At 64.5% G+C, this 10,447-nt stretch carries 11 protein-coding genes and 1 other RNA gene; 1 reads left to right on the top strand and 11 read right to left on the bottom strand.

Annotated elements, in window-relative coordinates:
* Positions 1-62: 62 nt before the first annotated feature.
* The 11 genes from BRAS3843_RS37515 to BRAS3843_RS37465 form a co-directional block, all read right to left on the bottom strand.
* A complete protein-coding gene (locus BRAS3843_RS37515; protein WP_008974520.1) occupies positions 63-1,556 on the bottom strand; it encodes a Do family serine endopeptidase in 1,494 nt (497 codons plus the stop codon).
* 190 nt (positions 1,557-1,746) lie between these two features.
* Positions 1,747-1,953, bottom strand: a complete 207-nt coding sequence (locus tag BRAS3843_RS37510) for a DUF2065 domain-containing protein (RefSeq protein ID WP_008974518.1) — start codon at positions 1,951-1,953, stop codon at positions 1,747-1,749.
* Between the two features lie 107 nt (positions 1,954-2,060).
* A complete protein-coding gene (gene hflC / locus BRAS3843_RS37505; RefSeq protein ID WP_008974516.1) occupies positions 2,061-2,993 on the bottom strand; it encodes a protease modulator HflC in 933 nt (310 codons plus the stop codon).
* Positions 2,990-4,150 (bottom strand): FtsH protease activity modulator HflK, encoded by a 1,161-nt coding sequence (hflK, locus tag BRAS3843_RS37500; RefSeq protein WP_008974515.1) that lies wholly within the window; start codon positions 4,148-4,150, stop codon positions 2,990-2,992. Before hflK ends, hflC begins: the two co-directional genes overlap by 4 nt.
* Before the next feature lie 257 nt (positions 4,151-4,407).
* Positions 4,408-4,920, bottom strand: a complete 513-nt coding sequence (locus BRAS3843_RS37495) for a dihydrofolate reductase (protein ID WP_008974514.1) — start codon at positions 4,918-4,920, stop codon at positions 4,408-4,410.
* On the bottom strand, positions 4,917-5,402 hold the full coding sequence (locus BRAS3843_RS37490; protein ID WP_008974513.1) for a GNAT family N-acetyltransferase: 486 nt from the start codon (positions 5,400-5,402) through the stop codon (positions 4,917-4,919). Before BRAS3843_RS37490 ends, BRAS3843_RS37495 begins: the two co-directional genes overlap by 4 nt.
* Positions 5,403-5,405: 3 nt before the next feature.
* A complete protein-coding gene (locus tag BRAS3843_RS37485; RefSeq protein ID WP_008974512.1) occupies positions 5,406-6,200 on the bottom strand; it encodes a thymidylate synthase in 795 nt (264 codons plus the stop codon).
* A 154-nt stretch (positions 6,201-6,354) separates the two neighbouring features.
* Positions 6,355-7,866, bottom strand: coding sequence for a tripartite tricarboxylate transporter permease (locus BRAS3843_RS37480; protein WP_008974511.1), 1,512 nt, complete (start codon positions 7,864-7,866; stop codon positions 6,355-6,357).
* A gap of 8 nt (positions 7,867-7,874) precedes the next feature.
* The gene (locus BRAS3843_RS37475) at positions 7,875-8,654 is read right to left on the bottom strand and encodes a tripartite tricarboxylate transporter TctB family protein (protein WP_008974510.1); all 780 of its coding nucleotides are present in this window, start codon (positions 8,652-8,654) and stop codon (positions 7,875-7,877) included.
* 109 nt (positions 8,655-8,763) lie between these two features.
* On the bottom strand, positions 8,764-9,297 hold the full coding sequence (locus BRAS3843_RS37470; RefSeq protein ID WP_008974509.1) for a chromate transporter: 534 nt from the start codon (positions 9,295-9,297) through the stop codon (positions 8,764-8,766).
* A complete protein-coding gene (locus BRAS3843_RS37465) occupies positions 9,294-9,890 on the bottom strand; it encodes a chromate transporter (RefSeq protein WP_008974508.1) in 597 nt (198 codons plus the stop codon). Before BRAS3843_RS37465 ends, BRAS3843_RS37470 begins: the two co-directional genes overlap by 4 nt.
* A gap of 95 nt (positions 9,891-9,985) precedes the next feature.
* Between BRAS3843_RS37465 and ssrA the strand changes: the two genes are divergently transcribed.
* Positions 9,986-10,342, top strand: a transfer-messenger RNA (tmRNA) gene (gene ssrA, locus BRAS3843_RS39215).
* Positions 10,343-10,447: the final 105 nt, after the last annotated feature.

The following is a 10,447-nucleotide window of genomic DNA, read 5'->3' as shown; positions in this document are numbered from 1 at the left end:
TCTGGTTCGCGGGGACGACACCTTCTACGTAGAGCTCGCCGTGGGCCAAGCTCGAACAGCAACTACTGCAAGCTCAGCGCGACGAAACGCAGCTCGCCGTCGGCATTGGAGACGAGCAGCAGCACCGACTTCTTGCCGTCCTTCTTCAGCTGGTCGACGCGCTTCTTGATGTCGGCGCCTGATGTCACCGCCTCCTGCGCCACCTCGACGATGACGTCGCCGGCGGAGAGCCGCTTGTCGGCGGCATCCGAGCTCGCGTCGACCCCGGTGATGATAACGCCCTTGACGCTGTCCTTGATTTTGTAGCGCGTGCGCAGATCCTTCGAGAGCGCGGCGAGATCGAGCCCGAGCGCTTTCTGCGTCACCGGCTTGTCGGCGGGTTCATCCTTCTTGATGGCAGCCGGCTGCGCCTTGTCGGGATCCTCGAGCCGGCCGAGCGTGACCTTGCGGGTCTCCTCCTGGCCCTTGCGGATGATGACGACATCGACCTCCTTGCCAACCGCGGTATCGGCGACGATGCGCGACAGGTCTTTCGGCTCCTTGATGTCGTGACCGTCGAATTTGACCACGACGTCGCCGGGCTCGATGCCGGCGGGCTTGGCCGGGCCCTTGTCGTCGACGCCGGCAACCAGCGCGCCACGCGCTGGCTTGATGTTGAGGCTTTCGGCGATCTCGTCGGTCACGCCCTGGATGCGCACCCCGAGCCAGCCGCGGCGAAGCTCGCCGAACTGGCGAAGCTGATCGACCACGCCGGCCACGGTCTTCGACGGGACAGCAAAGCCGATGCCGATCGAGCCGCCGGAGGGCGAGATGATCAAGGTGTTGACGCCGATCACCTCGCCATCGAGGTTGAACAGCGGGCCACCGGAATTGCCGCGGTTGATGGCCGCGTCGGTCTGGATGTAGCTGTCATAGGGGCCGGAGGAGATGTCGCGGTTCTTGGCCGAGACGATGCCCGCCGTGACGGTGCCGCCAAGACTGAAGGGGTTGCCGATTGCGACCACCCAGTCGCCGAGCCGGAGCTTGTCGGAATCGCCGAACTTGACCGCGGTGAGCGGCCGCGGCGGCTTGAACTTCAGCACGGCAAGGTCGGTCTTCTTGTCGATGCCGACGATGTCGGCCTTGATCTTGGTGCCGTCGTTCATGATCACGTTGATCTCGTCGGCGTCGGCGATGACGTGATTGTTGGTCACCACGATGCCGGACTCGTCGATGATGAAGCCGGAGCCGAGCGAATTGGTTCGGCGCGGCGTCAGGTCGCCGCCACCCTTGCCGCCGGGCCCGCGACGGTTCTTGAAGAAATCGTCGAAAAACTCCTCGAACGGCGAACCGGGCGGCAATTGCGGCGCCGCGCCCCGGCCCTCGCCGCCTTTGGCCTCGACGGTCTGGGAGGTCGAAATGTTGACGACGGCGTCGATCACCTTCTCAGCGACATCGGCGATGCCCTCGGGCCCCCGCGCCGACGCCGGTGCCGACACCAGCGCGCCGGCCACAGCAAAACAGGCTGCGGTCAGGATCGGGCGCAAGCGCTGGCTGAAAGCAAGGGTGGATGTCATCGGGGTGGATCTCCAAAAAGGGGCGAAATACGGCAACCAGACTGCGCCCGAACCGGGCAGCTACGCAAGCGCCTCCGGCAGGCGCAGCGGATTTGTCATTGAAGACAACCTAATACGGCAAAACCGCGCCGCCAGCGCCTCACAATGGCGTGGATGCACCGACCGTTCCTAAGTCCGAGGCCCCGACCTATCAGATCGGCCGGCGAGCCACCCAGATCAGGATCAGGCCGGCCACGGCCGAACCGATCCCGACGACGCGCAGCACATTGTCCGGCGTGGTCAATGCACTCTTCATTGCTTTGCGCATCCACTCCGGACTGGCCGCAAACATCAGCCCTTCCAGCACGAACAGGATTCCCAGGCCGATGAGGAAATCGGTAAACGCAAATGACCTCATCGTACCGCGACCTCCCGTTAACCTTTGTTAGCTGTTGGGGGCGAAGCAACGGCGTCGCCTCGCCCCTGTCAACTGTGTTGTGCCCAAGTTCGTGATCACGCCTGTGATCAAGGCTTGGCGGGCTGTGCGGCCGCGGTATTCGCTGGCGCGGCAGCCTCGCCGCCGGCAGGCTTGCCGGAGGGATTGGCGAAGTAGCGCAGGAAGTCCGAATCCGGCCGCAGCAGGAAGCGGGTCTCGCCCGGCTTGAGGCCGGTCTCATAGGCCGTCATCGAGCGGTAGAAGGCAAAGAAGTCCGGGTCCTTGCCGTAGGCCTCGGCAAACAGCCGGTTGCGCTCGGCGTCACCCGTACCGCGGATCTGCTCGGCCTGGGAATTGGCCTCGGCCACGATCACGGTCGCCTCGCGATCCGCCTTCGATTTGATCTCCTGCGCCTTCTGGCCGCCGAGTGCGCGGAACTCCGCCGCCTCGCGCTGCCGCTCGCTGTTCATGCGGTCATAGACCGCCTGGCTGTTGGCGTCAGGCAGGTCGGCGCGGCGGATACGGACGTCGACCACCTCGATACCATAGGCATCGGCCTCGTGGTCGAGTTGATCGCGGATCTTGCGCATCAAGGCTTCGCGCTCGTCGCGCACCACCTGGATGAAGGTCACTTCGCCGAGCACACGGCGGAGCGCCGCGTTCAATAGCGTTCCGAGCTGCAGATTGCCGGTCTGGATCGAGCCGACCGTCTGGTAGAACTGCAGCGGGTTCTTGATGCGGTAACGTGCGAAGGCGTCGACCACCAGCCGCTTCTGATCCGAAGCGATCACCTCCTGCGAGGGATTCTCCAGGTCGAGGATGCGCTTGTCGATCGAGATCACGGTATCGATGAACGGCGCCTTGAAGTGCAGGCCAGGCTCGGTTGCGACATCGACCGGCTTGCCGAACCGCACCACCAGCACCTGCTCGGTCTGCTGCACGGTGAAGACGGAGCTGTAGCCGACGATCACAGCTACGAGCACCAGGACCAGTGCGACGATTCCTGCGACGGGAGACCTCATCGGACGCCTCCGCTCTGGGACGCACTCGATCCGGTGGTCGCGCCGAGGGTGCCGGTCACGCCTTGCCGGCGCGGCGCGAGATCGCCGAGCGGCAGCAACGGCACCGGACCACCGGACTGGCCGCTGTCGAGCACGAGCTTGTCGGAGCCGCCCAGCACGCGCTCCATGGTTTCGAGATAGATGCGTTCGCGCGTCACGTCGGGCGCCTTCTTGTATTCGTCATAGACCTTCAGGAAGCGCGCGCTCTGGCCCTTGGCTTCGGCGACGGCCTGCTCCTTGTAGCCTTCGGAGGTCTGCACGATCTTGGCGGCCTGGCCGCGCGCGTCGGGGACCACCTTGTTGGCGTAGGTCTGCGCGTCGTTCTGCGCCTTTTCGAGATCGGCGCGCGCCGCCTGGACGTCGCGGAACGCCGCGATGACCTGCGCCGGCGGGTCGACCTTCTGCATCTGCACCTGCGTCACCTGGATGCCGGAGCCGTAATTATCGAGCGTCTTCTGCATCAGCTCCTGCACGTTCTGCTCGATCTGGGTGCGGGCGCCGGTCAGGATCGGCTGGATGTTGGAGCGCCCGATAACCTCGCGCATCGCGCTCTCGGCGACCGCCTTCACGGTGCCTTCAGGATTCTGGATGTTGAACAGGAAGTCGGCGGCGCCCATCGGCTTGATCCGCCACAGCACGGTGAAATCGACATCGACGATGTTCTCGTCGCCGGTCAGCATCAGGCTTTCTTCCGGCACGTCGCGCCCGCCTCGGCTGCGCCGCGACGGGTCGTCGCCGAGCGTCACGCCGATTGCGATCGTGTTCACGCGCAGCGCCTTCGGCAGATACACGGTTTCGATCGGATACGGCAGGTGATAGCGCAACCCGGGCTGCTCATCGCGCACATACTTGCCGAAGCGCAGCACCACGCCGAGTTCCTCCGACTGCACCCGATAGAAGCCGGACAACAGCCAGATCGCGATCGCACCGAATATGATCAGCGCCACGCCGACGCTGCCGAAATGACCGCCCGGCAGGATCTGCTGCAGCCGGTCCTGGCCGCGCCGCAAAAGATCCTCGAGATCGGGCGGCCTGGGACCGGCTGGTTGCGGTCCTGAGCCCCAGGGACCCTTCGGACCTGGCCCCCAAGGGCCCCCGCCCTGATTCTTCCACGGCATCGATGATCTCCTTCGAGAGGCGGATGCGCCTGAGGCAACCAGCCTCGCAACGTCGGCGGGCTTTATAAGGGACGGTCAAGCCCCTTACAATGTAGCGCTCCAGCTAAGCCCGAACCGGGTTTTGTCAATGTAAACAGGGCCACGGCGCTGGTTTGCCGCGGCCTAACACTGGCGTCGCACCAGTCAATAACGCAAGTTCATCCTTAACGGATTGCCTTTTGGGGGGTGCTCGCAATGCGGTACGCGGCGCGCTCAGCTCACCGCTTGCGGCGGTAGGTCACATAGGAAAAGGCGGCATGATCGTCGGGCCCGGAGGAATGGGTTTCGCGCGCCATCTCCTCCCATTGGGAACGATCGATTGGGGGAAAGACGGTATCGCCGGGCGGGCTCATATGCACTTCGGTGATCTCAAGCCGGTCGGCCAGCGGCATCGTCTCGGTGTAGATCTCGGCGCCTCCAACCACCGCGATCTCCGCGACCGAACGCCGCAGCGCGTCGCCTCGGGCCGTCGTGAGCGCCTCCGCGACCGAGTGGGAGACGACGGCGCCGGGCGCGCGAAAATCACGGTCGCGGGTGATGACGATGTTGGTGCGCCCCGGCAGCGGCCGGCGCGGAAACGACGTAAAGGTCTTACGGCCCATCAGGATCGGCCGCCCCATCGTCATCGCCTTGAAGCGCTGCATGTCGCTCTTCTGCCGCCACGGGATCGCGCCCTGCGCGCCGATCACGCCATTGTCGGCGATGGCGACGATGAGCACGATCTCGATCATGGCGCTTGCTCGGCAAGCTTGCTCAGTGCGGGTCCAGTGACCTTGCACAGCGTCCACTCGTCCATCAGCACCGCGCCGAGCGATTTGTAGAACGCGATCGAGGGCGCATTCCAGTCGAGCACCGACCATTGCAGGCGCGCCCAGCCGCGCTCGATGCATTGCTGTGCGAGATAACCCAGCAGCGCCTGCCCAATGCCATTGCGGCGGAATGCCGGCCGTACGTAGAGATCTTCGAGATAGATGCCGTGCCGGCCGGCGAAGGTCGAGAAATTCACGAACCACGCCGCAAAGCCCGCAACTTCGCCATTCCATTCCGCCAGATCGCAGAACAGGCGCGGGTTGTCCCCGAACAGCGCCTCGGCGATCTCGGCCTCGGTGGCTTCGACCTCGTGCGACAGCTTCTCGTAGTCGGCCAGCTCCTTGATCAGTGAGAACACGACTTCGGCATCATCCGGGCCGGCGCGGCGGATCACAAGCGGCATGCGCTACACCGCGACTTCGGCCTTGATGTGCGGATGCGGGTCATAGCCCTGCAACGAAAAATCCTCGTAGCGGAAACCGAAGATGTCCTTCACCTCGGGATTGAGCTTCATCACCGGCAGCGGCCGCGGTGCCCGTGTGAGCTGCAGACGGGCCTGCTCAACATGGTTCGAATAGAGATGCACATCGCCGAACGAGTGCACGAACTGACCCGGCTTCAATCCGGTGACCTGAGCCACCATCATCGTCAGCAGCGCGTAGGAGGCGATGTTGAAGGGCACGCCGAGGAAGACGTCGGCCGAGCGCTGGTAGAGCTGGCACGACAATTTGCCGTTCACGACGTAGAACTGAAACAGACAATGGCAGGGCGGCAGCGCCATCTTCTCGACATCGGCCGGATTCCAGGCGGTCACGATCAGGCGGCGCGAATCCGGATTGCGCTTGATCATGTCGATGACGTTGGCGATCTGGTCGATGTGACCGCCGTCAGGCGTCGGCCATGACCGCCATTGATAGCCATAGACCGGACCGAGATCGCCATTGGCGTCCGCCCACTCGTCCCAGATGGTGACGCCGTGGTCACGCAGATATTTGATGTTGGTGTCGCCTTTGAGGAACCACAACAGCTCGTGCACGATCGCCTTCAGCGGCAGCCGCTTGGTGGTCAGAAGCGGAAAGCCGGCCGCCAGATTGAAGCGCATCTGATGGCCGAACACTGAGAGTGTCCCGGTGCCGGTGCGATCGTGCTTTTCCGCGCCGTCGGCGAGGATGCGTTCGAGCAGGTCGTGATACTGGTTCATGGCCGGATATGCCGTTTTCAAAGGCGCAGGTTTAGCGGAGCCACGGCCGCACCGACAGCTGCGACTCGCGCTCTCCCCAACAAATATACCCGGAAAATGCGGGGACCAGCCCGCAAATCGCGTCGCGGAACCCGACGGGCCGGCCGGCGTCTCGTCAGGATTCCACGAACACCTCGTCCCGCTTGCGACGCAAGGTGGGCAGCACCGCCAGCACGAGGAGCACTGCGGCGACCGCCAGAAGCGAGGCCGAGAGCGGCCGGGTGAGAAACACCGACCAGTCGCCCCGCGAGATCAAGAGCGCCCGCCGCAGATTCTCCTCCATCAGCGGCCCGAGCACCATGCCCAGCAGCAGCGGCGCGGGCTCGAAATCATGTTTGATCAGCCAGTAGCCGAACAGGCCGAAGGCCCCTGCCAGGATGACATCCACCGGTGCGTTGTTGATGGAGTAGATGCCGATCGCGCAGAACACCACGATCGAGGGGAACATCAGCCGATAGGGCACGCGCAGCAGCCGCACCCAGATCCCGACCAGCGGCAGGTTGATGATGATAAGCATCAGGTTGCCGATCCACATCGAGGCGATCATGCCCCAGACCAGATCCGGCTGCTTCTGCATCACCTGCGGCCCCGGCACGATGCCGTGGATGGTCATCGCGCCGACCATCAGCGCCATGACCGCATTCGGGGGAATGCCGAGCGTGAGCAGCGGAATGAAGGAGGTCTGTGCCGCGGCGTTGTTGGCGCTCTCTGGCGCGGCGACACCCGCAATGGCGCCGCGGCCGAACCGCGACGGGTCGCGCGCGATCTTCTTCTCGAACGTGTAGGCGGCAAAGGACGCGATCACGGCACCTCCGCCCGGCAGGATGCCGAGAATCGAGCCGAGCACCGTGCCGCGAAAGATCGCAGGCGCGGATTCGATCAGATCCTTCCGCGTCGGCATCAGGCCGGTGATCTTCTGCTGCACCAGTTCGCGATCACCCTCCGCGCCGGCATCGAGATTGCGGATGATCTCGGCAAAGCCGAACACGCCCATGGCGACGGTGGCGAAGCCGAGCCCGTCGGCGAGTTCGGGGATGTTGAACGCCATCCGCGAGGCGCCGGTCTCGATGTCGGAGCCGACCATCGAGAGCAGGAGCCCGAGCGCGATCATCGCGATCGCCTTGAGGACGCTGCCTTTGGCGAGCACCACGGCAAAGATCAGGCCGAGCACCATCAGCGAGAAATATTCGGCGGGACCGAACGCCAGTGCGATCGAGGTGAGCGGCGCTCCCAGCACCGCGATCAGCACGGTCGCGGCGCAGCCGGCGACGAACGAGCCGATCGCGGCGATCGACAGCGCCGGTCCCGCGCGCCCCTGCTTGGCCATCTGAAAGCCGTCAAGCGTGGTGACCACCGAGGTGGCCTCGCCCGGGATGTTCACCAGGATCGAGGTGGTCGAACCGCCGTACTGCGCCCCGTAATAGATGCCGGCGAGCATGATCAACGCGCCGACCGGAGGAAGCCCGAAGGTGATCGGCAGCAGCATCGCCACGGTCGCGATGGTGCCGATGCCGGGCAGCACGCCGACAAGCGTGCCGACCAGCGCGCCGATCAGGCAGAGCATCAGGTTGATCGGGCTGATGGCGACGGCAAAGCCGTGCGCGAGGTTGGCGAACAATTCCAACATTCAAGCCCTCACGGCACCAGGAAACGCGGGAACAGCGGCATCGGCAGCCCGAGGACATAGGGAAACAGCAGCGCACAGCCGATCGTGAGCGCGATGCCGACCACCAGCGTCTCGCCCCAGCGCGTCTCCGAGGTGCCGAGTGCCGAGATCAGGAAGCTGGCAAGCCCTGCCACCACCAAGCCCAACGGACGGATGGCGACCGCAAACGTCAGAATGGCCAGGGTGACAAACAAAGGGCCACGCCAATGATAGGGCGCGATCTCCGCCCCGTCGGCGATCACACCGGTCGCGGCAACCACAGCGCCCAGCCCTAACAACAACACGCCCAGCATACGCGGCGCCGTACCGGGGCCGAATGAAAAGCCGCGCATGCCCTGCAGATCGCTCGAGGCCCACAGCGCGAACAGGGCAATGGCCATCAGTGCGATGCCGCCATAGTAATCCTGCGGCGCACGGATGCGCACCAGCCACGTGAACAGCGCAACGGCGAGCAGCGGATAGGTGTAGATCACCGCAAGCAGTACATCGGAGGACAGCGCTGTCCTGCCCTCCCCTGCCGCTTGGCGCGCCAACGTTGGAATCGCCTGCACCAGCGCGGCCCCGTGGGCCGACAGAACTTGCGACGGGGTCCTTCCGGATGTCTGAACGATCAATCCGGCCAGGGCGATCAGGATCTCGATGAGCTGTGGTGCAACAGCGAGCAGCAGGATGATCCATGCGCCGGTCAGATTGCGCGCGGACGGCGCCGCAGCCGCTCCCCCCGGCAGATGGCCCGTCGTGTCGGCCATGTCCGATGTTCCTCCCCCGATCGACCGTTGCAGCCGATGTCCAGCATCTTCGTTTGCTGGCCGCCCTGGACTGGATGAGCAACCATTGCATTCTGCGTAGCGGCTTTCCCTAGAGAAGGCCAGCGAAACCCAAACAGCCGCCGGCCAGAAGCAGCCAGAGCGGGTTGAATCGTGTCAGCGATGCGACGAGCGCAGCAGCAAGCGTGATCAACACGGCCACCCAAGTCCGGTCGGAGGTCTGCGCCAGAACCAGCGCGCTCGCGGCCATCAGCCCGATCGAGAGCGGGACCAACGCCGCCTGCAGGATCGCAGGCCAGCGCGCCTGACGCACATTGGCGAGCCATCGGCTGACAAAATAGGCGAGCGCCGCGGTGGGCCCGCACATCGCGATCGTTGCGACCACCGCACCCGTCACACCCGCCACCGCGTAGCCGATCAAGGTGACGATCAGAACGTTAGGGCCCGGCGACATCTGCGAGATCGCAAAGGCATCGGCGAACTGCTTGTCCGTCATCCAGTGCCGCACATCGACCGCGATGCGGTGCATCTCCGGGATCGCCGCATTCGCCCCGCCGACGGCGAACAGCGAGATCAGGGCAAAGGTCCAGAACAACTGGAACAGCGGATTGCCGTCCTCGCTCATTTCGCCCACCGCAGCTTGGCATAGGTCGCCGCAAGACTGACGGGGACGGCAATCAGCAGCACGGCCGGCAGCGGCAGCCGTAGCAACCCGATCGCGACGAACACCGTCAGCATCACGAGCAGACCCAGCACGTCACGCTTTTTGAGCAATGGCCACATCATTCGGAACACGGCCGAGACCAACAAGCCGACGGCTGCACAGGACACTCCGGCCAGCACCCGCCTCAGCGCTTCGACCTGGCCGAAATGGCTGTAGATCGCGGCCAAGGCCGTGACCAGCAGCATCGGTGGGCCGACCAGGCCAGCAAAGGCGGCCAATCCTCCGGCGATGCCGCGAAACCGGGAGCCGAACACGAGCGAAAGATTGACGATATTCGGCCCGGGCAGGAAATGGCAGAGCGCGAAGGTCTCGTTGAATTCGTCCGCCGTCATCCAGCGATGCTCCTCGACGATGGCGCGGCGGGCGAACACGAGGACCCCGCCGAAGCCGGAGAGCGACATCTTCGCGAATGCGACAAAGAGCGCGGCCAGACTGGGCGGAGGGTTATGGAGATCCGGCGCATCAGCAGCCGCCGGCGCGGCTTCGGAGGACATTCGGCCAATCTAGGGCGGCCCATTCTCGCCGGCCAACCCAATTCGGCGTGTTCCCGCACTCACCCACATTTTTGTCGGCCAATGCGGCGCCGCGGGCACTGTCATTCTCGGCGCTCGCCGCCTATATTGGGGGTGCCGGCTTGCCGGCTATGGAAATAAATCGCCGTCGAAATAAACCATTCGGACCCGGGGGCGGTACCCGGCGCCTCCACCCAAGCCCGCGGCTCGTCGCGGGTTTCGGCGGGGGCGAAATAGGATCGACGAGGGCGTAAAGGGCGAGCTTTTTCCCGGTATTGTTCCGCCGTTATCGGGCTATTGCAATAGTTGCCAACGACAACTTTGCTCCGGTTGCTCAGGCTGCGTAACGCAGTTTGAAAGACCACTCTAAAGTCCTAGCGGGTTAAGCTCCGCTAGGCGGGGTTCGGAGGCACCTGGCAACAGAAGCCTCCACTTTCTTCCTGCAAGTGCCGGTTTTGGCTGTCGCTTCCCGCTAGTGTCCGGTTTTGGCTGTCGGGACCCGCGCTCCCATATCTCGGTGATCATCTGACAAGCGGGCG

The sequence above is a fragment of the Bradyrhizobium sp. STM 3843 genome (genome assembly GCF_000239815.1).
Taxonomy (GTDB): domain Bacteria; phylum Pseudomonadota; class Alphaproteobacteria; order Rhizobiales; family Xanthobacteraceae; genus Bradyrhizobium.
This window is presented reverse-complemented; position numbering and strand designations above follow the sequence as displayed.